At 59.5% G+C, this 26,424-nt stretch carries 18 protein-coding genes; 7 read left to right on the top strand and 11 right to left on the bottom strand.

The window, feature by feature from the left end; translation table 11 throughout:
• Positions 1-265: 265 nt before the first annotated feature.
• The 9 genes from CKW20_RS13935 to CKW20_RS13890 all read right to left on the bottom strand — a co-directional run bounded on the left by CKW20_RS13935 (position 266) and on the right by CKW20_RS13890 (position 13,621).
• Positions 266-760 (bottom strand): YbhB/YbcL family Raf kinase inhibitor-like protein, encoded by a 495-nt coding sequence (locus tag CKW20_RS13935; protein ID WP_095053421.1) that lies wholly within the window; start codon positions 758-760, stop codon positions 266-268.
• A 462-nt stretch (positions 761-1,222) separates the two neighbouring features.
• Entirely contained in the window at positions 1,223-2,056 is an 834-nt protein-coding gene (locus CKW20_RS13925; RefSeq protein ID WP_218228003.1) for a GntR family transcriptional regulator, read from the bottom strand.
• A gap of 188 nt (positions 2,057-2,244) precedes the next feature.
• Entirely contained in the window at positions 2,245-3,153 is a 909-nt protein-coding gene (locus tag CKW20_RS13920) for a polysaccharide deacetylase family protein (RefSeq protein WP_095053420.1), read from the bottom strand.
• A complete protein-coding gene (locus CKW20_RS13915; protein ID WP_095053419.1) occupies positions 3,153-4,025 on the bottom strand; it encodes a GNAT family N-acetyltransferase in 873 nt (290 codons plus the stop codon). The genes CKW20_RS13920 and CKW20_RS13915 overlap by 1 nt, the downstream gene beginning before the upstream one ends.
• A 362-nt stretch (positions 4,026-4,387) precedes the next feature.
• Positions 4,388-7,483, bottom strand: a complete 3,096-nt coding sequence (locus CKW20_RS13910) for an efflux RND transporter permease subunit (protein ID WP_095053418.1) — start codon at positions 7,481-7,483, stop codon at positions 4,388-4,390.
• Positions 7,480-8,592: an efflux RND transporter periplasmic adaptor subunit gene (locus CKW20_RS13905; RefSeq protein WP_095053417.1), complete on the bottom strand. Its 1,113-nt coding sequence runs from the start codon at positions 8,590-8,592 to the stop codon at positions 7,480-7,482. Before CKW20_RS13905 ends, CKW20_RS13910 begins: the two co-directional genes overlap by 4 nt.
• A gap of 29 nt (positions 8,593-8,621) precedes the next feature.
• Positions 8,622-10,136, bottom strand: a complete 1,515-nt coding sequence (locus tag CKW20_RS13900) for an efflux transporter outer membrane subunit (protein ID WP_095053650.1) — start codon at positions 10,134-10,136, stop codon at positions 8,622-8,624.
• A gap of 117 nt (positions 10,137-10,253) precedes the next feature.
• Positions 10,254-10,469: a hypothetical protein gene (locus CKW20_RS13895; protein WP_095053416.1), complete on the bottom strand. Its 216-nt coding sequence runs from the start codon at positions 10,467-10,469 to the stop codon at positions 10,254-10,256.
• A 254-nt stretch (positions 10,470-10,723) separates the two neighbouring features.
• Positions 10,724-13,621, bottom strand: a complete 2,898-nt coding sequence (locus CKW20_RS13890) for an AAA family ATPase (RefSeq protein ID WP_095053415.1) — start codon at positions 13,619-13,621, stop codon at positions 10,724-10,726.
• 276 nt (positions 13,622-13,897) lie between these two features.
• Between CKW20_RS13890 and CKW20_RS13885 the strand changes: the two genes are divergently transcribed.
• Positions 13,898-15,556 carry a bifunctional 3-(3-hydroxy-phenyl)propionate/3-hydroxycinnamic acid hydroxylase gene (locus CKW20_RS13885; protein WP_095053414.1) on the top strand — a complete coding sequence of 553 codons (1,659 nt, stop codon included), beginning with the start codon at positions 13,898-13,900 and terminating at the stop codon, positions 15,554-15,556.
• A gap of 2 nt (positions 15,557-15,558) precedes the next feature.
• Positions 15,559-16,203, top strand: a complete 645-nt coding sequence (locus tag CKW20_RS13880) for a TetR/AcrR family transcriptional regulator (RefSeq protein ID WP_095053413.1) — start codon at positions 15,559-15,561, stop codon at positions 16,201-16,203.
• A gap of 22 nt (positions 16,204-16,225) precedes the next feature.
• On the opposite strand, the gene CKW20_RS13875 is transcribed toward CKW20_RS13880, so the two are convergent.
• Entirely contained in the window at positions 16,226-17,461 is a 1,236-nt protein-coding gene (locus CKW20_RS13875; RefSeq protein ID WP_095053412.1) for an NADH:flavin oxidoreductase/NADH oxidase family protein, read from the bottom strand.
• Between the two features lie 355 nt (positions 17,462-17,816).
• On the opposite strand from CKW20_RS13875, the gene CKW20_RS13870 reads away from it, so the two are divergent.
• The 5 genes from CKW20_RS13870 (at position 17,817) to CKW20_RS13850 (ending at position 24,122) form a co-directional block, all read left to right on the top strand.
• A complete protein-coding gene (locus CKW20_RS13870; protein WP_095053411.1) occupies positions 17,817-18,431 on the top strand; it encodes a TetR/AcrR family transcriptional regulator in 615 nt (204 codons plus the stop codon).
• 84 nt (positions 18,432-18,515) lie between these two features.
• Positions 18,516-19,607, top strand: coding sequence for a VOC family protein (locus CKW20_RS13865; RefSeq protein ID WP_095053410.1), 1,092 nt, complete (start codon positions 18,516-18,518; stop codon positions 19,605-19,607).
• 175 nt (positions 19,608-19,782) lie between these two features.
• Complete coding sequence (locus tag CKW20_RS13860) at positions 19,783-20,739, top strand: fumarylacetoacetate hydrolase family protein (RefSeq protein WP_095053409.1); 957 nt, start codon at positions 19,783-19,785, stop codon at positions 20,737-20,739.
• Positions 20,739-22,640, top strand: coding sequence for an acyl-CoA synthetase (locus tag CKW20_RS13855; protein ID WP_095053408.1), 1,902 nt, complete (start codon positions 20,739-20,741; stop codon positions 22,638-22,640). Before CKW20_RS13860 ends, CKW20_RS13855 begins: the two co-directional genes overlap by 1 nt.
• Before the next feature lie 162 nt (positions 22,641-22,802).
• Positions 22,803-24,122 (top strand): outer membrane protein transport protein, encoded by a 1,320-nt coding sequence (locus CKW20_RS13850; protein ID WP_095053407.1) that lies wholly within the window; start codon positions 22,803-22,805, stop codon positions 24,120-24,122.
• A gap of 375 nt (positions 24,123-24,497) precedes the next feature.
• Here the strand turns inward: CKW20_RS13850 and CKW20_RS13845 are convergent, their stop codons facing one another.
• Positions 24,498-25,874: a hypothetical protein gene (locus tag CKW20_RS13845; protein ID WP_095053406.1), complete on the bottom strand. Its 1,377-nt coding sequence runs from the start codon at positions 25,872-25,874 to the stop codon at positions 24,498-24,500.
• Positions 25,875-26,424 lie beyond the last annotated feature (550 nt).

Here is a 26,424-nt window from a genome sequence, read left to right as displayed (position 1 = left end):
CAATACCTTGTTAAGGAAGCCGGCCTTCGGGGCCGGCTTTTTATTGGGGGCACCCGGTATGGTGCACTGCGCGAAGCGTAACCAGCATGGCTATGGTGGTCATGCTGATGACTCGACACACCCGGCAAGGGGAAGTGTAAGTCAGAGGCAAGGGTGTCGTGGGTGACTGCGAATCCGAAGGAAGCGCCACACCTGAATCAGGCGCTACCGCAGAAGCTGTGGATCAACTCGGATGCTCGATGCTGGATACGATAAAACGGCTAATTCAGCGTTTGTATAGGCCGGTCAGGGTGGCCGTGGCGAGTGTGTTCTGGTGGATCAAGAAGCGCGCCACTGCGTTGGTCGGATTGGCCGGCAACTCCAGCTTGGGCACCCCCAATGCGTGCACAGTGAAGATGTAGCGGTGCGCGGGCAAACCAGCGGGCGGGCAGGGACCGCCGTAGCCGGCGGTGCCATAGTCGTTGGTGACTTGAGTACCGCTGGCGCCCAGGTCCGTGGCATCGGTGGAACCCAGCCCCGCGGCGAGCTGGGTGACGGACGCATCGATGTCGAACAGGATCCAGTGCCAGAAGCCGCTGCCGGTGGGCGCGTCCGGGTCGTACAGCGTCAGCGCGAAGCTCTTGGTGTCTTCCGGCGCGCCCCGCCATTGCAGCGCGGGCGAACGGTTCTGGCCAGTGCCGTAGAAGCCATCGAACTCATGCACCAGTTGCAGCGGTTCCTGATCTTTAAATTCAGACGACGTTACTGTGAAGTTACCCATGCCGTTTCCTTTCATTTGATCTTGATAGTGGATTGGCAGCTCGCAGCCGGGAGCCAGAGTTCACTGGTTTGAAATAGAGGACGCAAGCCGTTCTTTGATGAGAAAGCCTGCCGTGGCGCCCACGGTCTCAGGGCCAATCACGCGCACGTTGGAGGTGCCGGTGTGGTTCGCCGGCGAGTAGGCGGCTAGGTCCGCCGCCCTGATCACAGTGGGCATTACGGCTGAATCCTGAGCGTTTCGCGTAAGCATCGAATCTCCGATTTTATATCGGTCCAAAGATCTAATGTTAGGAGTTTTGCCATGAAAAAAAACCCTCGTCAAGCACCTCAGAGGGGGAGTGCAGAGATGCTGGCCGGGCGATATGAGATCTCGCGTACCGGGTAGGTCGAGTTAGCGGTGACTGCTCAAAGAAGAGGGCGGAAGCGGCGTGCCGGGTTTACGCAGAGGTCCGCACGAACGCTTCTAGTCCCGCTTGCGCTCACCCACCAGGCCCGGTTGGGGTTCGGTCATCCCGGGCATGGTCTTCAATGTAGACGCAGGGAAGTCGATCTCGGCGACGTAGCGGTCGCCCCGATACCAGGTGACACCGGCGTACAGCACATTGCCTTTACCGTCGACCAGGCACCGTGACATTTTCGCCACGGGAGAGGCAAACGGGATCTTCAGCAGGTCGCACAGAGGAAAATCCGCAGGCATCACAGTAATCCGTTGCCTCACGCGTTTGCCGCGGGTGCCCAGTTTGTCGAGCACCGCGGCAAGCAGCTTCCTTTTCCTGGCGATGTCCTTGGGCAGCGACTCGAAGACCGTTGTGGACACGTAAATCTCGGCATAGCAGAACGCCTCGTCGGAATAGGTATGCAGCTTGCGGACGCACACGTTGTCGTCCGCCGACCGATCATTCGCGCCAAGCAGTTCTTGGGGTAATTGAGTGTGGTACCGGACTTCAAGTATCTCGAAGGACAGCGCCTGCGGCGCGGCGAACGGATCGTTGATCGTCAGTTCGAGGTCGCCGGTGGCGGCGGGCAGCGCGGCCACGTGGGTGCCGACACCCCGTTGGCTGCGGATTAGCCCTTCCTTGGAAAGCATCTCGTATGCTTGCCGGACAGTCACGACCGCGACGCCCAAGTCATCCGCCAGTTTCGTGATTGTCGGCAGCTGTGTGCCGAGCGGATACTCGCCCTTCGCGATCCGGTGCCTCAGCAGGGAAGCTAACCGCTGATATTGGGTAACGCCGCGTTCGGCCCCCAGCATCGGTCGCTCGGTCCTGATGTCTGCATCATTATTGCGCTTGTTCACGCTGTCTTTCACCCAAGTGCCTAACATTAGGTTTATGGTATCAGGACCGGCGTTGGCCGTCATTTGTGTGCCGTGAGGCTGCTGACCTTGCCCTTGGCGAGGTTGCCATCATCGTGCGCTCGACCGCCGCTGTCGATCCGCGAGGGCGCCAAGGGTAGTGGGATTTGCTCAGCGGTATACACAAGATTTCAATGCTGTGGAGGCAAGGCAGGGAATTGGGCTATCCAGTGCATGGCAATCTCTTCGCGTCGGCAGATCCACACCGCGTCGTGGCCTTGTACGTAATCGAGAAAGCGCGCCAGCGCCATCGCACGACCAGGATGGCCACTGATCCGTCCATGCAGACCGACGCTCATCATCTTCGGGTGTTGCGCGCCCTCCTGCCACAGCAGGTCGAAAGCATCCTTGAGCAGCCGGAAGAAGTCTTCACCGCAGGTGAAACCATTCGGCAGCAGATAGCGGGCGTCGTTGTTGACCAGTGTGTAAGGAATCACCAGGTGGGCGGGCGAGCCTGGGAGCCAATAGGGCAGATCATCGTTGTAGGCGTCTGAGCTATAGAGAAACCCACCTTCCTCACGCAACAGGCGGCGGGTGTTCTGGCTGACCCTTCCTGTGTACCAACCTACGGGGCGTTTACCGCAGATTTGCTCGATCACGTCGATGGTGAGGCGGATATGGCGCCGCTCTTGGTCTTCAGGCATGTCGCGATAGTCCAGCCAGCGGTAGCCATGCCCGGCAATCTCATGCCCGGCAGCGCAGAGCGCATGGCCAATCGCCGGGGTGAGTTCCAGTGCTCGGCCGACGACGAAGGCGGTCAGCGGCAGGCCTCGGGCGCTGAACAGCTCCAGAATGCGCCACACACCTGCGCGCGATCCGTATTCGTACATGCCCTCGACGCTCAAGTCCGGTTCCCCCACACGCGGCGGGCGGCCCGGTAGCTCGTGAAGCCAGGCCTCCGACTGTGCATCGCCATTGAGGATGCATGACTCCGCGCCCTCTTCGATGTTGAGTACGAACTGGACCGCGACGCGCGCCTCACCGGGCCATCGCGGGTGGGGTGGGCAGCCGCCATAACCAATGAGGTCGCGAGCGGACATCAGCCCAGCTCGAAGGTCGTGACGCCGAACACACGTTCGTGCGCGATCGCCGGAGGAGGGCCGAGGTACATGCGTGCGCAGCCGAAAACCTCGATCATGCCCTGTTGGTGCACGAGCGCCATCGCGGCGGGGTTATTCTCCGGGGCATCGAGAAACAGCGGGCCACCCTCCGCAAATTCCGCCAGGCGCGCGTAGATTGCATTGGCTGCCAAGGCGTCATCGGCGAACAAGGGGCCGATCTTGTAGCCTTCCCGGCAGCGCCTTACTACGCCATAGCCGCTTAGCCTGCCCTCGCGCTGACAACCCACGGCGAGTGCATCGGCTTGGGTAATCCACCCGCTCAGGAAGGTTTCGCGCGCGGCGGGGAAGCAGGTGCGGTCGTAATCGACAACCTGATCGAACGGGAAGGTGGCCAACGGGACGATGTCCTGGTCGTTTACCTGCGAGGTCGTCGGGCGTTCGGTAATCTTGGCACGAAAACGCATGTTGCGATGGGAGAAGACGAAACCACCCTTGGCGTAGTAGTCCTGCATCGCGAAGACGCCGTCCATGCCGATGCTCGCGCCTGGGTGCAGGCGGGCGAGGAGTCGCTCGCGGCGTGCGTGCCAGAGGGTATTGCCCAGACCTTGACCGCGATACTCAGGCCGAACGATGAAAAAACCCATGAAACCGAATTCGCCATTGTAGGAGGTGATGGCACCGCCGCCGATCAATTCGCCACCCCGGGACGCCGCGATGAAGGCGGCAGGGTCCATAGCCCAGAACAGCTCGGCATCGTGAAGGCCGGGATTCCAACCCTCTCGGGCAGCCCAATCGACGAGCTCGTCCAACTCGGGACGGGTCATGTTGCGTATGACCAGATGATTCGACACCGCGAAGTTCTCCTCAGTCGCTAATCCAGCGTGTGGTCCATCCCCACTCTGAGCCCTTTCTGTATAGCTTCAACCCGAGTATTGATCCAGGTCGTCACGTCACCTGCGGAACATGCTCGTTGCCATTGAATTGTCTCGCGCGCGAGGCCCGGTTGCTGTCAGCAAGGGTGGAACATGCACTTGCAGGAGCCGATAGCGGTCTGTCGTCAGCCGCTTCTTTGCCCATCAGGATTTCCTGTAAGCCGCGAGGGAGCGAAAGAAAGTAACGTTCGCAGAACCTCGCGGCTGACCTCGATTGTTTTCAGAAACAGCGCTGAGCAAGCCTTTCTAACAGCGGAGACGTCGGGGTGTCACGGCATCCCTCACTCAGAAGCGAGCGCGGCGTCCCTCATCACCTGTTGGGTGTCGGCGGCAGGCTGGCGACCCACCTTGAACCATGCGGCGTACAACGCCGGGACGAAGAAGATTGTCAGTAGCGTCGCCACGGTAAGGCCGCCCATGATCGCAATTGCCATCGGCCCCCAGAACACACTGCGTGTTAGCGGGATCATTGCGAGCACGGTAGCCAGCGCCGTCAGCATCACCGGACGGGCTCGGTGAATGGCGGCATCCAGCACAGCATTCCACGGGTCGCGCCCTTCGGCGATCTCGGTTTGTACCTGATCGATCAGGATCACCGAGTTGCGCATGATCATGCCACCCAGTGCGATGATGCCCAGGATTGCGACGAAGCCCAGCGGCGACTGGAACACCAGCAGCGCCGGCACCACACCGATCAGGCCCAGCGGTGCGGTCAGCACCACCATCCACATGCGAGAGAAGCTCTGCAGTTGCAGCATAAGCAGCAGCAGGATGCTGATCAGCATCAGCGGAGCCACCGCCAGCAGTGCCTTGTTGGCCTTGTCACTTTCCTCCACCGCGCCGCCCACGTCGATGCGGTAGCCCGACGGCAGCTTCGCCTCGATATCCTTAAGCAATGGCTGGATTTCCTGCGTCACCGATACACCTTGCTCACCATCCTTCACGTCGGCACGCACCGTGATCGCCATGTCGCGGTTGCGGCGCCACAGCACTGGTTCTTCCAGCCCAGAGCGCACTTGTGCGACTTGCGACAGTGGCACCACCGTGCCCTGGCGCGTGTAAAGGTTGATGTCTTTCAGTGTGTCGAGGCTCAAGCGCTCTTCAGGCACGGCACGGGCCACGATGTCGATCAGGTCCTCGCGCTCACGCAGTTGCGACAGGGTTGCGCCGTTCATCACGGTCTGGGTCGCCAGCGACACGTCGGCCGGCGTGAGGCCAAGCGCGCTCGCCTTGTCCTGATCAAGCTCCACTTTCAGCGTACGCACCGGGTCATTCCAGTCGAGCTGGAGGTCGCGCACCTTCGGGTTGGACGCAACCACCTTCTCCACGTCGCGGGCGATCTGGCGTACCACCTGGGTATCGGGACCGACGACACGGAACTGCACCGGGTAGCCGACAGGCGGCCCCAACTCGAGCCGGGTCACGCGCACCCACGCCTGTGGGAATTGTTGGTCGGCTGAGGTCACCAGCCGTGCACGTACCCGCTCGCGTGCATCCAGGTCCTTGGTCATCACAACGAACTGGGCGAATCCCGGATTCGGCAACTCGGGGTTGAGCGAGAGATAGAAGCGCGGTGCGCCGGCGCCGGTGTAGGCGGTGTAGAAACGCACGTCCTCGTCCTTCGCTAGGATCTCCTCCATGTGCTTGACCTGCTCGGTCGTCGCGGCGAACGAGGCGCCTTCCTTGACGCGCAGGTCAATGACCAGTTCAGGGCGCGAACTGTTGGGGAAGAATTGCTGCGGCACCAGCTTGATACAGGCCAGGGCAAGCACCAGAGCGCCAAACGTCGCACCGATGACCACCCAGCGACGCTCGATGGCGGCGTCGATCAGGCGGCGCAGGGTGCGGTAGAACTTCGTGTCGTACAGATCACCGTGCTGATGCTTGCCCAAGTCGTTGGGCAGCATCTTGACCGCCAGGTACGGCGTGAAGATGCCGGAACAAATCCACGAGAACAGCACCGCGGCGCCGACGATCCAGAAAATGCCACCCGCGTACTCGCCGGTGGTGGACTTCGAGAGGCCGATCGGCAGGAAGCCCACGACGGTGATGAGTGCGCCGGTCAGGCGCGGCATGGCGGTGGACTGATAGGAGAAGGCAGCCGCTTTTACGCGGTCCATGCCGGTTTCCATCTTCGCCACCATCATCTCGATGGCGATGATGGCGTCATCCACCAGCAGTCCCAACGCGATAATCAGCGAGCCGAGCGAGATACGCTCCAGGTTCCAGCCCATCGCCAGCATCACCAGTGCCACGCCGCCCAGCACTAGCGGCACCGTGGTGGCGACCACGAGGCCGGCGCGCCAGCCCAGGCTGGCCAGGCTCACCGCGATCACGATGATCAGCGCCTCGGCCAGCGCGCGCCCGAAGTCCAGGATTGCATCCTTCACCGTGGTTGGCTGGTCGGCCACGAGCTCAAGCTCCACGCCATGTGGAAGCTCCGACTGGATGTTGGCGACTGCCGTGTCCATCGCCTTGCCAAGGTCCACGATGTTGCCGTCGCTGGTCATCGTGATGCCGAGCATCAGCACTGGCTGGCCGTTGTGACGCACCGTGTAGGTCGGCGGATCCTCGAAGCCACGTGTAACCGTCGCAATGTCGCCGAGCTTGATCAGCCGGCCGCCTGCGGCGATGGGCACGTTGCGGATAGCCTCTTCGCTGGCGAACTGGCCGCTCACGCGCACCATGACACGGTCGCCGCGGGTGTCGATCTGGCCTGCAGGCAACATGACGTTCTGGCTCTTGAGGCTTTCGGCGATGGCCAACGGTGTAATGCCCAGCGCTGCCAGGCGCTCGTGCGAGAACTCGACGTAGATACGCTTGGCCTGCTTGCCGATGAGATCAATCTTCTTGACCATTGGCACCTTCAGCATGCGGCGCTTGATGTCCTCGGCCGCATCCGACAGGTCGGCGTGACCGACACCGTCGCCCTTGACCGCGTACATCAGGCCATACACGTCGCCGTATTCGTCGTTTACGATCGGGCCGATCACACCGTCAGGCAGCTCGCGGCTCAGGTCGTTGAGTTTCTTGCGCGCCTGGTACCAGGCCTCGCGCTGGTCTGCCTTGGAGGTGCCACCGCGCACGGTCAGCGTCATGCCGGCGTAGCCTTGCCGCGCGTAGGTGACAACCTTCTCGAAGTTGTCGATCTGCTCGAATTTCTTCTCCATGCGGTTGAGGACCTGGTCCTGCATCTGCTGGGCGGTGGCGCCTGGCCAGATGACCATGGCGGTCATGGATGGCACGGAAAAGTTCGGATCCTCGAGCTGACCGAGCCTGGTGAAGCTGAAGGCGCCGGCCACCGCGACAATGAGGAGCATGAACAGGACGATGGCGCGATGGCGCAGCGCCCAGTCGGTGAGGTTGATGTTGTTCATCGGGTGGCCTGCTGCGTGGTGTTCGCGTCAACAATCGCCGCGCCGGGAAGCGCGACCTTCAGTCCGGATGCCATCTTCTGCACCCCGGCGGTGACGACCAATGCGCCGGCCTGCGGCCCGGAGACGAGCACCTCGTCGTTGCGGTAGCCCAACACCGCCACCTGCACCAGTTCGACGACGCCTACCGGATCCTTGCCCACGGGCGTGACCACCCACAGCGCAGGCTGGCCGCCGCTTTGCGTCAGTGCCGTGGCTGGCACTGCCGCCACCGAGACACTGGTCATCACGCGCTCGGCCGTTACAGTGGCAGTGGCGCCCAGCGGCAGCGCCTGCATCGGTTTGAGCCGTGCGCGATAGGTGCGCGTTTGCGCCGCGGCCTGCGGCGACAGCTCGCGCAGCGTGACATCGAAGATCTCATTCGGCGCACTGGCCAGCGAGGCCTTGAAACGCGCCTCCTTGAAGGCGGACAGCTGATCCTCGGGCACATCGATGACGATCTCGGATTCATCCGGATTCGCGATCGAGACAACCGGTTGGCCCTCCGGAACGACCTGTCCGGCCTCAAAGCGCACGGCCGTGACGACGCCGCTACGCGAGGCGCGCAGCACGGTGTACTTGAGCCGGTTGCGCGCAAGCTCGAGCTTTCGCGCCTCGGCTTCAGCGGTTGCATGCGCGGTCTGGGCATTTGTATGTGCGCGCTCGTCGTCGGCTGCACTGACTGAGCCGTCAGCCTTCAGCGCGGTCAGGCGCTGACGGTCCGAGTCGGCCTGGCGCGTCTGCTCGACGGCGACCGCCCATTGTTGTCGCGAGGCTTCCTCAGCGAGGCGGTAGTCGCTGTCATCCAGCACAGCCAGGATGCTGCCTTCGCGCACAAACTGGCCTACATCGACGTTGCGCTGGGCGACTTTGCCGCCCACGCGGAAGGCCTGGTCGACTTCATGTCGCGACTGTACGGTGCCCACGTAGCGACTGATGTCGCGGGCGTTGTCATAACTGATTTCAACGGTGCGTACCGGTCGTGGTGCCTGAACGGTCGGCTGGTCCGGGCTGCACGCGGACAGCATGACGGCTACGGCCAAAGCGCCGGCCGCAGTAAGGGAGGTTTTCAAGGCGGTTCCTCTTTGAAAAAGGCAGTTTCTTAAGAAAGTGGTGGCCGGTCGGCTTTGGTGGCTGCGGTGGGAGTGACGGGTTGCTCGAACACCTGCCAGCCTCCGCCCAGTGCTTTGTAGAGCTGCACGCTATCGAGCAGCAGGCGGGTGTTGCTGTCGTTGGCGCTCAGGCGCACCGACAAGCGCACCCGTTGCGCGTCCAGCAGCGGCAACAGGTCGATCTGCCCCCTGTCGTAGAGCGACTGCGCGTGGCTCAGCGCTGCTTCCGCAGACTCGGTGGCCGACCGCAACGACTGGGCGCGCTGACGCTCTTGCGTCTGCGTGACGAGGGCGTTCTCCACATCCTCGAGCGCGCGCACAATGCCGTCCTCGGCGCGCAGTAGCGCCTCACGCTGGCCGCTCTCGGCGACCTCGTTGATGGCGCGTGTGCGCCCGGCGTTGAAGATCGGCATCGCGAGCAGGCCGGCCACATTGGTGAAGCGAGCGGCACCCAGATCCAGACCGTTCAGCTCAAGGCCCTGGCGGCCGTAGGATGCACCGAGGAACAGTCGCGGGAACCACTCAGCCGCGGCTTGTTTACGGCGTGCATTGGCGGCATCGAGCTGCGCCATCAGCGCCAATACATCAGGCCGGCGCTGTAGCAGGGTGGCGGGTTGGCCCTGGCGGGCTTCGGGCGCCACCGAGTTGCTACGGGAGGGCTGGATGCTCGTGGCATTAAAGGCCTGGTCACCGATCAGTACCGCGATGCGGTGTCGCGATACGGCTGCCAGCGTCTCCAGAGGTGGGATCTGCGCGCGCGCCGATGCGGCATCGGTTTGCGCACGCTCGACGTCGAAGGAGGTCGCCAACCCTACACGGTGGCGTGCATTAACCAGGCGCAGTGTTTCGTCTTGCGCCGTCGAGATCGCGCGTAATGTTTCGGCCTGGCGCAGTGCGCCGACCAGCGTGAAGTAGTTGCTGGCGACGTCGCTCATCACCAGCAGGCGCACGCCGCGCACGCCGTCCTCTGCGGCCAGTGCTTCGGCTTCGGCCGCTTCCGCGCCAGCGCGCAGGCGTCCACTCAGGTCAAGTTCCCACGAGACGTCCAAGCCTGCGCCCACAGTCTTGGTGTCTGGATAAGCCTGCTTCTTGGTAGTGTCGTAGCCGCTGCTACGGTCGGAGCCGAACGCGGACATTCCGATACTCGGAAAGAGCCAGGAGCGACTGATCGTCTCACCGGCGCGAGCGGTGCGCACACGCTCGGCGGCGATCTTGATGTCACGGTTCTCGTGCATCGCGCGGCGCACCAGATCCGTCAACACCGGGTCGTTGAACGTCTCCCACCACGCGGCTTCGGGTTCCATTTCGGAGGCCGTGCTTGCGGCGAACTTGCCCGGCAGGTCTACCGACGGCTTGGCGACCTCTGTGGAACAACCGGTCAAGAGCAGGGCGATAGACGCGGCGAGCGCCGCGCCCACGACGACGCCGAGCAGGCGTTCGGCATGTTGCAGGGGCGTCTGCCCGGCGTGGCGGATCAGCGGATGGGAGGTTGGAAGTCGCGGCATCGGATTGGACTCGTGTAGATTCGAGGTGGCATCAGCGTAGGGCCCGGTGTGCGCGAAATCGTCAGCGAAGCGTCGCCGTTCGGTCGCCATATCGAGCACTCATTCATGTTGGAGGCGTCACTCGCCGTCGGCATCTGTCGGGTGCTCGCCGGCCGCCGACATGAGGTCCGAGTCAATCGACTCCAGCAACTCATCGGCGGACGAAAACTCGTGCTGACGCCCGGTGACCAGGTTTTCAAGACGGCCCGCGAGGGCCCCGGGCGTGGCATCGCTACGCAGCTTCACGACGTACGAGCGGCGGTTCGGGTACTTGGATTCAGGGTTCAGGCTCATCGCAGACCAGGGGGCAAGAAAGTTCGACGACAGCGTAGGCCGTCCCCTTGGGCGAGTCGTAAGCGAAAGGTCAGACTTCGGTCGGGACAGCGCCGCTCCCACAGAAATTAATGCCGGTAAGTTAAGGACTTGAACACCGCGAACTTGTGGGAGCGAGCCTGCTCGCGATGACGGCGGTACATTCAGCATCAATATTGGCTGACCCGCCGCCATCGCGAGCAGGCTCGCTCCCACAGGTCTGTGTCCTTAACTTTTCAATCAGACTTTGCAACCTGAAGCAGCGAGCGCGCTTGTTTCACCAGCTCGGTTCCATCTGTTTCGGGCAACTGGTCAACCAGCGCCGCCAGGGCTTGGCGGTCCTCGGTCGTGGCGTCGTATTGCTCACACAGTTCTACCAGCGCCTGCAGTTCCAGCCACGGTGCTTCCTGGATGCGAGCCTCCTCAACCGCACGCCGCACGGCGATGCTGCCGGCATCGATCCGGCCCTGCATCCGCGCAATCGATGCTTCCAGCAGCAACAGTTGCGGCAGGTACACGCGCTCGCCCAGTTCTTCCCCCACCCGTAGGGCTTCCTGTAGCTCGACTTGCGCAGCGTCGCAATCACCCGCCAGCAGCAACGCCTCGGCGGCATAGCCGAGCACCTCGCTGGCACCGGAGCGCATGCCGAGTCCGCTGTGTTCGTCGTAGGCCTCGCGGATGCTGCGGTAGCCATCGCGCGGCGCGCCGTTGCGCGCGTTGGCCCAGCCGCGCCACCAGCGGCAAGCCGTGCGCCCCAGCGCGAGCGAATACTCATCGACCAATGTCTGCATGTCGTCAGCCAGCGCTGCCACCCGCAGCGGGTTTCCCATCCGCACCTCGATCAACACCTCCTGCCAGGTGGCGACCAACCAGGTCATAGGCTGGCGAAGTGTTTGTGCGCGGGTCCGCGCCTGCTGCATGTGAGCGCGGCCTTGCTCAACCAGGCCAGAACGCACAAGTTCTATGGCTAACATACCGTGCAGCATGACCTGAGGATCGGCCGCAAAGATCTCGTTCGCCCCGATGTCTAGCGGCTCGGCGATTGCGAGTGCGCGCTCCAGCCATCGGCGGGTCGCCTGCGTGCGCCCCTGGAGATGATGCACCTCGCCCTGCACGATGCACGCCACCAGCATGAGCGCTGGATCGTTCGCCTCCGACGAGAGGGCTTCGGCGCGTTCCGCTACCGCCAGCGCCTGCGTATAGTCGCCGCGCAGACCGAGCAGATAGCCGAACCCATGCAGCAGGCGACCGCGCATCGGATGCTCGGGTACATCCGCTAGCAACGTGTAGGCGCGTTCGAACGCGTTCCTGGCTTCGCTGCCGACACCGAGTGTGTGGAAAGCCGACACGCCCTGCAGCGTGGCCAAGGTGATTTCGAGCGTATCGCGCTCTATCCCTTCTGGCGCTTGGCGCAGCAGGACCATCGCGCGCTCAGTGAGGCCGATGCACAAGGCCGGGCTGAAGTGCAGCAGCGCGGCTTCCGCGGCCTCGGCGTAGTAGCGTAGCGCGGTCATCGGCTGCCGGGCCCGGTCGAAGTGCGTCGCCAGCTCCGAGGCAGCAACCGGCACGCCGGCCGTGCGCTCGCGTTCGAGCGCAGCGCCAACCTGGCGATGAAGGTGGGTGCGCAATGAGCGCGGCGTGCGGTCGTACAGTACCTGGCGGAAGAGGGCATGCCGGAACGAGTAGGGTAGCTCCATCGTTTCTTCAAGTTCGGCGGCCCGTGACCGCGTCAGCCATACCTGCTCGCGCACCAGTTCCTCACAGCTGTCGGCCACAGAAGCGAGGTCGCGCTCGAGAGCCAGCGAAACCGTCTCGACCCGGAATTCGACTCCGCATACCGCTGCCGCCGAGAGCAGCGCACGCTGCTCAGGCCCAAGCTTGGTGATGTAGTGATCAATGATGGCCGCGAGGTTTTCGGGAACCGCCATTCCCGCCAGCCGGGCCTCGATGGTGGCGTCGTCGTCCGTGGTGTCCATCACCTCACTGATGACTGACGACACGAACAGCGGCACACCGTCGGTGCGTTCGTGCAGGGCACGCACGAAGTCTTCATCGCGCGACAGCGAGGCCGAACGCAGCGCGACATAGTCAGCGACTTCGGTTTCCGAGAATGGATCGAGCACCACTTCCTCGCACAGACGTTGCAGGCGCAGTTCGTGGCGCAACGAGTTGAGCGGGTGATCGAGCGCCACCACCTCGGCGACGCGGAAGCTCGCCAGCCACATAAGCCGCGTGCGGCCACGTCGCCGCGCCACATAGTCGATGAGCTGGACCGTCGCCCGATCGCTCCAATGCAGGTCTTCGGTTATCAGCAACAGCGGCCGTTGCTCGGTGTAGCGGTCCAGCAGTTCACCCATTTCCCGCAACATGCGATCCGGACCGATGCCGGCAAGCTCGCGCCGCAACGCATCTCGCTCTTGCGCGGTGTTCAGCCACGGCAGTTGCAGCAGCCAGGTCGGCGCCACGGCGCGCATCAGCGTCGGCAGGGCGGGGTCGCTGCGGCACAGATCGGCCAACGCTTCCAGCACCGGCAGGTACGGCTCGCCGGTGCCGTAGTGCTCCACGCAATGGCCGCGTGCGCAGGCGATGTCGCCAAGGCTGGCGAGGAAATGCTCGATCAACGTGGTCTTGCCAATCCCCGGTTCTCCGGCAAGCCAGACCACTGCACGTTGCCCGCCGTAAGCCCGCTCCCACGCCCGCTGCAGTCTTGAGAGCTTGTCGGTGCGACCAATGAATGGCGGCGACGGATACGCATCGGCCGCTGGCACCGTCGCGGATGCCGACGGCATCGAAGGGCCAGGGGAGGGCGCGGCGATAAAGCGATAGCCGCGCCGCGACACAGTCTCGATGAAGCGAGGCTGCCTGGAGTCGTCGCCCAGCACCTTGCGCAGATCGCTGATGGCCGTCTTCAGCACTGAATCGCTGACGAACCGATGTCCCCACACGGCATCGAGCAAGGCATCCTTGGTCACCAGCGATCCTGGTTGGCGTGCAAGTGCGCACAGCAGAGTGAAGGGCGTTGGTGCCAACGCCACAGCTTCTCCGTTACGTAACAAGCAGGCGTTGGCTTCGTCGAGTTCGAACTCGACGAAGCAGAGCTGGACTGGGTTCGGATGGGGCTGCGGACGCGCCACGTTGGATTCCTGAAGACTAAAACATGGGTGTGCCCCCGTGAGGCATGGCACGAGGTCACTCCAATAACAACGCTGATCGGCTCAGAAGCCAAGCCTCACCGGTCGGAAACTGGCACTCGACACAGCCCACATGGCCTCACCACTGTGCGGTAATGATCCCAAAAAACTAATGACAAAAATATCAATATTGAAAAATATCTCAATATTGCTTACCTTCACCTTGCCTGAGAATGAGAACTCCACGTCTCACGACTCCAATCACAACAAGGGCTCGAGATGAACAACAACAAGAAAGGTACGGAACTGCCTCCCACCGCCGTCGATGTGCTGGTCGTCGGTAACGGTCCGGTAGGGGCGACAATCGCGGCGCTGCTCGGCCGCTATGGGATGAAGACACTGGTATTGGACAAGACCCATGAGGTCTTGCTAATGCCCCGCGCCATCGCTCTGGACAACGAGGCGCTTCGCATCCTGCAACTCGCCGGATTGTCGGAAGATGCTTTCGAGAAGATCGTTATCCCTGAAGTGAAGATGCACTCCCCGGTCCTCGGGCAATTCAGTCGGGCCAATACCGCCGGGTGCATCGACGGCCACCCCAAACTGGTGACTTTCTATCAACCCGACCTCGAACACGCGATGCGTAAACAGGTCTCTGGGCTGCAGTCAGTGACCAGCCTGGGTGGATTCGAGCTCGAGAATCTGGTCGAGGAATCGGATTGTGTCGTCGCCTCCGTCCGGGACCAGGACGGCCATCTGCATTTCATTCGCGCCCGATATCTGGTCGGTGCGGATGGTGCAAGCTCCAAGGTCAGGGCCTTGATTGGCCAGGAATTCGAAGGGCAGACCTATGCAGAGGATTGGCTGATTGTCGATGCCAGGAACCGGCACAAGTCAGCCATTGATCACGTTGAGTTTCTCTGTGATCCACAGCGCCCAACGCCGCACATGCCCGCGCCCGGCGGAAGGGAGCGTTGGGAGTTCATGCTGCACCCAGGCGAATCCCGGGAAGAGCTGGAAAGCCCGGAAAGCATCGCCCGGCTGATCGCGCCATGGGTCAATCCGCAGGAGCTGGAAATCGAGCGCAAGGCGGTGTATCGATTCCACGCGCGCTGCTGCAACAAATTCAGCCAGGGGCGAGTCTTCCTTGCAGGTGATGCCGCCCACATCACCCCTCCCTTTGTTGGACAGGGTCTCGTAGCGGGACTTCGAGATGGCGCCAACCTTGCCTGGAAACTGGCCTGGGTCCTTCACGGCCAAGCCTCGCCTTCAGTACTCGATAGCTATGACGTAGAGCGCCGCCCCCATGCCCAGGCGATGATCAATCTGGCGAAACTCATGGGCCGCCTGGTGATGCCCAGAAACAAGATCGCAGCTTTCTTCGTCCATGGCCTGATGCGCACGCTGGCGTTGACTCCCGCTACCAGAAGGTACTTCGAGCAACTGGATATCAAGCCGAAGAATATCTTCAAAAACGGCCTGTTCGTGCAGCACCGTCATGGCGACAAGCTGGTCCGTGGCAGTCTGTTTCCCCAGGCCTGGGTTCGCAACACGCAACAGCAGATCCAACTGAGCGACGATGCTCTTGGACACAACCTGACCCTGGTTGGATTTGGTGTTGACCCATTGTCACTGCTGAGCACTGCTGAGGTCTTTTCCTGGACAAAGATGGGAGGTGACTTCTTGCAGATCGGACCCTGCGGTCAGCGCTCCGACGGCGCTTGCGACTTCATTGAAGACCTGAACCATGACATCCTGCCGCTGGCTGCCAAAGGCACACTCGTCGCGATCCGCCCCGACCGTATCATTATGCACCACGCTCCCGGCTTCGATGCAGGCAGCCTGGTTCGAGACTGCCTGATGCTGATGGGGAGCGCCGATTCCACTGCCGATAGCGTTTCCATTACCCTCAATGAACCTCCTCGATTAAGAGCCTGAAGATGCCTTCCCCCACTTTTCCTTCAGAAGCAACTGAGCAAGAGCCTCTCACTCGGGGCCACAAGAAGCGTGAACGCACCCGTCGCGGCCTGGTGGATGCGGCATTGCGTCTTGTCGCACGTAAGGAAGTGGGGGAGATTGCACTGCTTGATGTCGCCTCGGAGGCCGCAGTATCCAACGGCACCATCTACAACTATTTTCGAACGCGCGACGAAGTACTCGAGGCGGTTGGCATCGCCATGGCGAGCGAGTTCTCCGATGCCATTTCCGCCCTGAGTTCGGACGTGCGCTGCGGCGCACAGCGGCTTTCGATTGGCGTGCGCATGTTCGTATGCCGGGCTGCGTACGACCATCAATGGGCCAACGCACTGCTGCGCATCATCCATTCCGATCAGGCCATGCGTTCGCGCTTGGCTGCCCATGTGCTGGGCGACTTGCGTGATGGTCTGCGTGCGGGCACTTTCGCTTACGAGGACGAAGGGATCGCCCTGGACATGGTCGTATCGTGCACAACCGGCGCCATGCGCTCGGTTGTCGAAGGGCGCGTGGTGGCGGAGCACGACCAGCGGGTCGCCGAGATGATTCTCAAGGCTCTGGGCGTAACACCTGCCAAAGCCAAGAAAATCGCCGATAAGCCGCTACCCTAGTCCTGATGTCATCCTCGGCCGGCTAAGCCCGGCCAATCCATTGCCGATAGTTCTTCGCCTGGCGACGAGACTTCAGCTGATTGCCGATCAATGCCATGAGTGGCGACGTCCTGGGTTTTGTCTGTTTGCCTTGGCTCAACAAGCCGAGTTGCTTCTTGATCACCGAGGCCACTGCAAGCGATGCCAGCGCCTTATTCTTCCAGCGGACGACGATGGGCTCCACTTCGGTGTCCTGACCTGCCATCCACTGGCTTGGCAGGGTCGGCTCGATTGCCAGCGCAGTGGCAAGGCCCACCATCGACACCGAGCCGCTCACCACTCGCTCCGCGACCTCCTTTCTGCGCACGCCGCCGGTGACCATCAGCGGCATACGCGCTATTTCTCCTATTTTTTCCGCGCACTCGAGAAAATACGCTTCTCGAGCCAAGCGGCTGCCATCGCGGGTTTGCCCCTGCATCGCCGGGCTTTCATAGCTGCCACCGGACAACTCGACCAGGTCGACCGCCTTGGCGTTGAGCATTTCCACCACCCGAGCCGCATCCTCGGCATCGAAACCACCGCGCTGAAAGTCCGCGGAATTGAGCTTCACCGCGACGCAAAAGATCGGTGCTACTCGCAGGCGTATTGCGTCGATGGTTCGCAAGAGAATTTGCGCACGATTTTCCAGACTGCCACCCCAGCGGTCGCTACGCCGGTTGGTCAAGGGCGAAAGGAACTGGCTGAACAGGTAACCATGCGCTGCATGAATCTCCACGCCGGTGAATCCGGCACGCTCAGCCAGCACTGCAGCCTGGGTATAGCGCTCGATCAGCTCTTCGATCTCCTGCTCATTCAAGGCTCTGGGCGGCACAAAGGCCTTTGATAGTCCGGGAATGTCGACAGCCACCGCGGAGGGGCCCCGTGCCGATTGCCCCATGGAAGCCAATAGCTGCCGTCCGGGATGATTGATTTGCATCCAGGCCTGGGCTCCGCGACTGCGGCAAGCATCGGCCCATAGCCTGAATTGGCCCAGGTTTCGATCGTCCTCAAGCACCACGCCAGCCGGTCCGGTCAAGGCGTGGCGATCAACCATGACGTTGCCAGTGATGATCAGGCCGGCACCACCCTCCGCCCAACGCCGATAGAGCTTAACCAGCGCTTCCCCTGGAGCGTGATCCTCATTGGCAAGATTCTCCTCCATGGCAGCCTTGGCGATTCGGTTTGGAATCACCGTGCCGTTAGGCAAACGAAGCGGTTTGAAGAGCTTTGAGCCGGTCATGTTCTGTCCTTCAGCTGATGAAAATTCGGCCAGCCATCGCTAAGGGTCATACCGTTTGAGCACCGTCTGCACAGTGCTTGCTCAGGTTGCTGAGGTCCTGGTTTGCATCGATGGGCCGGCTTTATGACCTGCCGGGACGGCGAGCCATAAACACGCTATAGCTGAACACGCGTGTTCAATTGTGTCAATGTATAGAACCCTTCAACGATCCTGCCATGTCCAATCCAGCTACCCGGCTTTTTGCGCCATAGAAAGGATCTCATTGAGAAAAACGTATTCGATTCAAAAAACGCTGTTGACGTAAACTGAACACGGGTGTTCAATCAGGCCATAAGGTAATCCTGGAGAGAGAACCGTGGAATCCCTAAATCCAACACAGCGCCGCATTCATCAAGCCGCCTTTCGCCTGTTCGCTGAAAGAGGCACCTCACAAGTGAACATTCTCGACCTCGCACAAGAGGCCGGCGTGGCGCGCGGAACGGTCTATAGCAACATCGACAGCATGGAAAGCCTGTTCGAGGCGGTCGCCAGCCATCTCGCGAAGGAGATGCATGAGCGCGTCAACAAGAGCTTCAATTCCCTCTCTGATCCGGCTCAGCGCCTTGCCAATGGCATTCGATTGTTCATTCGTCGGGCTCACGAAGACTCCCAGTGGGGGGCCTTCATACATAAATTCGCCATGAGCAATTCTTCGTTGCGCGAAATGTTCAGCAGCCAAGCGACGACGGATCTTCTGAGCGGACTGTCCAGTGGGCGGTACACGTTTGAAAAGGAGCAATTGCTCTCAGTACTGACGCTGATATCGAGCAGCGTTCTCGGCTCGATTTTCCTGGTGCTGGAAGGGCACAGAACGTGGCGCGAATCGGGCTCTGACACGGCCGAGCTAGTGCTGCGGGCATTGGGTGTATCACCAGAGGAGGCGCGTGCGCTGGCAACCACAGAGTTGCCAGCACTTCCTTCTCTCGACTGAGTTAGTTAACTGACCCAACCAGACACCCCTGATTTTCAGGAGTGCGGGGACGGCTTTGCTCTAAAAACCCGGAAAACAAGAACAATGAACCACAAAAATGAAATGCCCCGGTTAGCGACACCACAACCTGCCCGGCATCCGCAACCGACGGTGAAGGCTCAGGATCTGACTCATCTGATCTTTCAACGGCCGGACTTGAACGAGGCGGCGCGGTTCCTGACGGACTTCGGCCTGACGGTCAGTCAGCAGGACGCCGATACACTTTACCTGCGCGCCATCGACGCCACTGCATACTGTTACCGTGTTCATCGTGCAGAACATGCACGTTTTATCGGGTTCGGACTGGCAGTCCAGTCGCTCAAGGACCTGGAAAAACTGACGCGAGTCCCGGGCGCGTCACCGGTCGAGAAATCGGAACATCCTGGTGGCGGGTATCACGTCAGGCTGACCGATCCTTCCGGGTTCATTGTGGAAGCTGTTTGCGACCAGACTGCAGGTATAACGCTGGGACACAGAACTCCTCTTTCCTGGAATCTGGCGCAGGAGCAGCCGCGAATCAACGCCACGCAGCGCCCGCCGATTGCTCCGTCTGAAGTCCTCAAATTGGGCCACATCGTGATCGAAGTGGCTGACTACCAGGCGACCTGTGCCTGGTATACAAAGCATTTCGGGTTTATTCCCAGCGATGTGCAGGTACTCCCCGATGGCACACCGATCGTCGCCTTCATGCGCCTTGACCTCGGTGAAATTCCCGCGGCTCACCATACGCTCGCGATAGCGCAAGGGTTCATGGCGACCTATAGCCATAGCGCCTATGAGGTCGTCGATGCAGACGCTGTGGGCATGGGGCAGCGCGTCCTGCGCGAGCGCGGTTGGGAGCACTCATGGGGCATCGGCCGACACATTCTGGGCAGTCAGATCTTCGATTACTGGCAAGACCCTTGGGGCGATAAGCACGAGCATTACTGCGACGGGGATATTTTTACGGCTGCACAGCCTACGGGCATTCATCCGGTGAGCCCCGAGGCAATGGCGCAGTGGGGGCAGCGCATGCCCAAGCGTTTTACAAAACCGAAGATGAGCCTGGCCAATCTGCGTGCGCTGTTCCGCAACCTGCGACGCAGTCCGGACTTGAGCATTCGCAAGTTGATAACACTCATGCGGATGTTCGGGTAGAGCTGCCGCCATGTCGCGCAATGCAACCAGGTATGGCCGTCGGGATGTGCTCAAAGCCGGCGCCTTGATCGTCGGCGGCTCGTTGGTCTACAGCGTTGCCAGCCCCCCCTCAGAACAACACCATAATTCTCGTGCCGATGAGCGCGAGACAAAGACTGCTCCAGGAGTGCCTTCAATGTCTGCAGTACACGTAGTCCGCTTTGAATTTCAGAATGGTATCCATTGGGGCGTGCTACGCCAGGGCCGTATCACGGTTGTTCCCGGTACTTTTGAAACCACCGGTGACTTCATTAGCCAGAACAGTATCGACGACCTCGCTCAATTGAAAGGTACGGAGCTTGCAGAGGGCGAAGTGAAACTGCTGTCGCCGGTGACCCGTAACCAGCAGTTCGTTTGCCAGGGCGCCAATTATCGTCAGCACATGATCGAATCGGGCATGGACCCGGACGCGAAGAAATTCAACATGATCTTCACCAAGGCGACGAGTTGCCTGGTGGCGGCTGACAGTGACCTGATCAAGCCGCGCACCGTGCGCTTCCTTGACTATGAGATCGAACTGGGGCTTGTGATGAAGCGCGCGATCACCGGCGCTGTTGCTGTCACCGACGCCAATCTGCATGAGTTCATCGCAGGCGTCGTCATCGTCAATGACTACTCGGCTCGTGACATTCAGATTCCCCAGATGCAGTTCTACAAGGGCAAGAGCTTCCGCACTTTCGGCCCGGTCGGCCCGTACCTCTGCCTTCTGGATGCCACGAACATTCGTTACCTGAAAGAGCTGCATCTGCGCCTGACGGTCAACGGCCAGGTGCGACAGAACGACAGCACGGCCAACCTGGTTTATGGCCCCGCTGAAACCCTTACCGAACTCTCTTCCGTGCAAGATCTCGCCGTTGGCGACCTGATCGCCACCGGTACGCCTGCCGGCTGCGCTCTGACGGTACCTTCGCCTGCCAAACAGCGTATTGCGGCCCTGATGCCAGAAGCCACCAAATGGAAGCTTTTCCTCAAGGCGCAGGAGGGCCGGACGCAATATCTCAAGGCAGGTGACGTGGTTGAGGCGCGTATTCGCAGCGCCGATGGCGTGATCGACCTCGGCGTGCAACGCAACCGAGTCGTGGGGGAAGCCTGATGGTCGTACAGACTCTGAATGACATTGAAAGCCTCGAACAAGTCCCCCTGTCGGAGCGTGGCCTGGCTTGCAGCACTTATGAAGCGCTGCGACAGGCAGCCCGGTGCTCCCCCCAGGCACCGGCGCTTAGCTTCTTCGCCGATGCCGCGGATTTCAGGCGCACCTACAAGTGGAACTACTCGCAGCTTTTCGCGGATATCACCCGCGCGGCGAATGCCTTCGATGACCTGGGTATAAAACCGGGCGAGGTGCTTGCCTTTATCTTGCCCAATCTGCCGGAAACCCATTTCACGATATGGGGCGGGGAGGCGGCGGGCATCGTCATGGCGATCAATCCGCTGCTCGAGGCCAAGCAGATAGCTGGCTTGCTGAATGCCGCGAAGGCATCCGTGGTAGTGACGCTCGCGCCGACGGCGGGCAGCGATCTGTGGCCCAAACTGGCTTCGCAGCTGGATCAGTTGCCTACGCTCAGGTCTGTCGTTTGGGTCAGCATGGAGCCCTATGTCGCCGAACCCGTGCGTGGGGCCCTGAAAGCAGCGGCACTGAAGGAACGAGACTTACACCGAGATATCGCGATCCACGATTGGCAATCGCTGATGAGTACTCAACCGCACACATACCTGAAGAGTGGTCGGCAAATCCGCCAGGATGAGTGCTCCTCCTACATCTGTACGGGCGGCACCACCGGGCTCCCGAAGATCGCCGCGCGTACCCATGGCTCGGAAGTATTCAATGCATGGGCCATGGCTGCTCATATGCAGCCACGCAGCGGTGGCCAGGTTATCTTTTGTGGCCTGCCGCTGTTTCATGTCAATGGGCAACTGGTCACCGGACTGATGCCTTGGACTCAAGGCGACCATGTGATCCTCGGGACGCCTCATGGGTATCGTGGCGAGGGGGTGATCTCGCGATTCTGGGAGATGGTCGAGCACTTCGGTATCAACTTTTTTTCCGGCGTGCCAACGGTCTATGCCGCACTTCTGCAAAATGAATGTGAGGGCCGCGACCTGTCCAGCCTTCGCTATGCAATGTGTGGCGCCGCACCCATGCCGGCAGAGCTTTTCCGGGAGTTCGAGCGCCGGACCGGGCTAAAGATCCTTGAAGGTTACGGTCTTACCGAAGGCGCCTGCGTTTCCTCAGTCAATCCGCCCCATGGCGAGCGTCGTATCGGCTCTATCGGGATACGGATCGCCTACCAGAATATGCGCGCGGTCGTGCTCAATGATTCTGGAGAGTACCTGCGCGACGCCAGCGTGGATGAGATCGGCCTCATCACGATCAGTGGTCCGAACCTCTTCAATGGCTATCTGGAGGAGCGTCATAACCAGGGCCTTTGGATCGATATCGACGGTCAGCGCTGGCTGAATACGGGCGATCTGGGTCGTCAGGATGCGCAGGGTTATTTCTGGCTGACCGGACGCAAGAAGGAGTTGATCATCCGCGGCGGCCACAACATCGATCCCAAGCAAATCGAGGAGGCTCTGCAGGCGCATCCCGCCGTCGCCTTGGCCGCTGCAATCGGCAGCCCCAATGCCTACTCGGGCGAGGTGCCAGTTGCCTACGTTCAACTGCGCCCCGGGCAAGTTTGCAACGCCGAAGAGCTTGAGGCGTTCGCTCATCTCAATATCAGCGAGCGGGCAGCAGTTCCCAAGCGCATTGAAATCCTCGATGCGTTGCCACTGACTGCCGTGGGCAAGATATTCAAGCCCGCTTTGCAACAGCGGGAGATTGCCAAAGTAGTCCAGGAGGAAGTGGAACGCCTGGGGCTTTTGGATATTGCTGTTGAGGTCGTGCAGGACAATCGCCGTGGGCATGTCGCCTGCATCAGGGCCGGAATTGGCCAGGAAGTCCTGGCTCCGCTCTTGGGGCGCTATAGCTTTCAAGTCGAGTGGCTTAATTGAGTTTCTGATTTACATCTGTAAGTCCAGCAGTCGTGCCCTGGCGCTGTTCGGCCAGGGCGTTTAACACAACTTCGATCAACTCCAACCAGCACTGAAAAGTGCACAGGAAGGCGAAGCCTTGCCTGCGTGCAATCAACAAAAACAATAAACAAGAGGTGGAAAATGAAACTGAATAGCCGTGTGATCCCGTGCCTCTCTGCACAGCGAAAGTGTGCTGTCTGGATTAAGTTCACCAGTGTCATGACACTACTCAGCGCCTCTACAATTGCAGGCGCCAATGGCATTGGCGTGAACGAACAAAGTGCAAGCAGTGCGGGAACTGCTTATGCGGGAAGGTCGTCATCCGCGCTGGACGCCAGCACGATCTATGGAAATCCTGCAGGCCTGACCAAGTTGAAGCGCAGTGAGATTTCCGGCGGGGCGGCGGTCGTCTCGGTGAGCAACGACATTAGTGATGCGCAGAGCAGTGCCCCAGGAACGAATGAGGGGGACTCGGTACCTTTGGTGGTCGTGCCCTTCGCCTATATGTCGACGCCGCTTGATGATCGTTTTTCGATGGGTCTGGGCCTCTATGCTCCGAGTGGTCTGATCAATGATTACGAGGGCTCTTTTCAGGGCCGCTACCATGGCTCCTACAGCACGACCAAGGAAATAACCCTGCAGCCCACCATTGCCTATCGGATCAATGATTACGTGTCCATTGGTGGCGGACCGACCATAAACCGTTTCAATGCAAAGCTTCAGAATTACCTGGCCACCGGCGCCCTGAACAACGGCCAGGACACATTGGTTACCATCAAAGGCGATGACACGGCACTTGGCTACAACGTCGGCGTCTTGTTTGACTTGAGTGATGCAACCCGTTGGGGGATTACCTATCACTCGAAGGTGAGCTATGAACTCGAAGGGCATACTGAGGTTACCGGCTCCCCGAGCGTTATCCCGCTGGACGGAAAGTATGACAACACGATAGACCTGACTATGCCCGAATCAGTGGATACGTCCATCACCCATCGATTCAATAATCGCTGGACCGGATACCTGGGGGCCACCTGGACACGCTGGAGTCGGATCCAGAAGGTCGAGGCAGTCAACAGCGGTCTTTCCCCCCTGGGCCAGGCGGCTGGCCTGGGGCGTGTGACTGAAGAAATGAACTGGCGCGACACTTGGTCCACCGCAGTTGGCGCATCCTATCAATTGAACCAGCAATGGCTACTGCGCGCAGGCTACGCCTATGATCCGTCGCCCATTAGAAATGCCGATCGCAGCGTGCGCGTTCCGGTCGGGAATCGCCAGGCCGTGACCTTGGGCGGCGCTTATTCGCCGAACCCTGACCTGACGATAGACTTTGCTTATGGTTATCTGTGGGATTCCAAAGTGTCCGTAAAGCACTCGAACAACTCCGGTCTTCAACCGGAATACAGTGCCAATTACGAAAATAGTGCGAATGGAATTTCAGTGCAGGCAACCTATCGGTACTGATCGACACGACTTCCACCGTTAATCGATAAGCAACTATGCCAACGGGGCGTGATGCAGTTCTGCCCGTCAATCAGCACCCACTGTTGCGAATACTTTCGCGGTAGTGGGTGGGTAGTCATTTCATTACCTCTAATTCATCTCCATTGAGTTTTCCGTGTGAACCTTCTGAATCAGTCCAAATTCTCGACCAAGCTTTTGACCTCGTTCGTCATCTGCGCCCTAATCACTTTAGCCGTGGGTGGGTTGGGAATGGTGGGGATCAATCGTTTGGCCACAGGCACGCATTCGCTTGAACGCGCTGTCGGTTGAGAATAGCCAGGACTATGACTCCGATTTTCCGGTCCGCACTCTTTGGCGTTGGCTGCGGAGTTTGCTTTATTGCCCTTCTGTCCATTCATCCATTGCTTTTTCTTGCTCCGCCGATACCTTGTTTTGAGGTTGATAGAGTCGCGGTATGGTTGTGTGCCCGGTAGGTGAAGTGGCATTACCAGTTGCTCCCTGTAACCTTGCCTTTTCCGCTTTCAACCATTCGTCCATTGCTTTTTCTTGCTCTGCCGATACCTTGTTTTGAGGTTGATAGAGTCGCGGTATGGTTGTGTGCCCGGTAGGTGAAGCGGTATCGCCAGTCGCTCCCTGTAACTTTGCGTTTTCTTCCTTAATCCATGCATCCATTGCTTTTTCTTGCTCTGCCGATACCTCGTTTTGAGGTTGATAGTGCCCCGGAGTGGCTATATGTCCACTGCCGTCATAAGTGGGGTCATCGTTTTTAACGGTGCCATCCTTCAAGCGCTCCGATGAACCAGCAATGCCTCTTAAGCTTCTATCGTCATTTTTAGTTTCAGTCGCAGCCTGGCTTGAGTTCTGATGGACAGAGTTTTCACTCGATTTAGCGGTGTCTGCGGTGGGTGTATCACTAGCTGTGTTAGATTCCAGGGTGGGGGTGGCGGGAGCAGAGGTGGTCTCTACTTTAACTTTTGATTTATTTTTCTTCGCCAATTTATTACTATTTTTTTGCATTTTCTTAGTCGGTGAAAAAGCAGAGTTCAGTTCCTTTTTATTGTTGCGAATAAGATTGTCAATTGGAACGTAGCTAATAATTTGGTTGGGTTTTCTTTTGATGTTCGAGTTATAAAGCTTCACTTGCTTCTGTGTTAGCTGAATATCAGCAATAGGCGGCAACCGAATGAGACCAATAATTGCCTCGCGAGCAATGGCATATGTAAGTTGATCAAAGTTGTAAACGAAACTATTGCTTGATTTTGGTGTGGCAGGGGAGAGTGTCATTATTTCAATGGAGCTATCATGCTTGGCGAGTGTTTTTCCTGCCACTAAATCCTTATAGGTGTAAGCAACATTGCACTTCGATCGGGTTCCACCCCATACATTGCTTATAGACACTGAAGATACTTCTGCGCTTATTTCAATGCGGCCACTGTAATGTCCAAATTCGATAAAGCGTTCACTGTTATGAATTTCTTTCTGGGTCGCATTCTTGATAGCATTCCCCCAGTTTGAAATCTGTAATTCACCTGAAAAACTATTGTCAATGGTTACATTTTTTTGGTTTTTTATTTCTGCAGGAAGCACAATAACATCTACATTGTATGCAAAGTCATAATAGTCAATATCAGAAACAATGCTATTGTTTCTTTCGCTCGAGATTTCTGAATAGTTTCTTATGTTGGCACAACTTGTCACTCCGAAAAAGCTAAAAGCCAGCACGAGTAAGGTAGTTCTTTTTCTTATCGACATGTTACTCTCCTGGCTTTGTCGCTAACGTATACCAGTGATTAGACCGAATTCGGCGATAACGAAATAATAGAAGTCTCTAGATAACTCTGCGCTACCGATTCCGACTTTTTTTTAAAAGTCCATATAAATCATAGGTCTATATTTCACGCCCAACACCTCAGCTGTGAATTGCGCGACTTCTGTATCTTGTCGCCAATACCACTAGCCGATGACAGACCGCGATCAATCGGTGGTCGAGGAAACTGAGTGCACCCCCTTGGCTTTGGGAGGCCGCTTTTGACCCAGGCTGTCGTGACTGGCCGAAATCCCTCGGGCTGACGTTCAGGGAAAACGAATCCGTCGCCCTTTGCCCCGGCATCAAACCAAGGTTTCGGCGAGAGCGGGGCCTCTGTCTGTTCCGAATGGAATTGCGCGCAAAGGTGCAGTACCTTGTATTTGTAGCACCCTCGTATCGCAGTCCTGTCCAGGTTGAGAGGTGGCCTTCATGAACAACATCATCTACATCGTTGGAGTAGTTGTGATCGTCGTGGTTATCCTGTCGTTCCTCGGG

This window comes from Pseudomonas sp. Irchel s3b2, assembly GCF_900187445.1.
GTDB lineage: Bacteria > Pseudomonadota > Gammaproteobacteria > Pseudomonadales > Pseudomonadaceae > Aquipseudomonas.
This window is presented reverse-complemented; position numbering and strand designations above follow the sequence as displayed.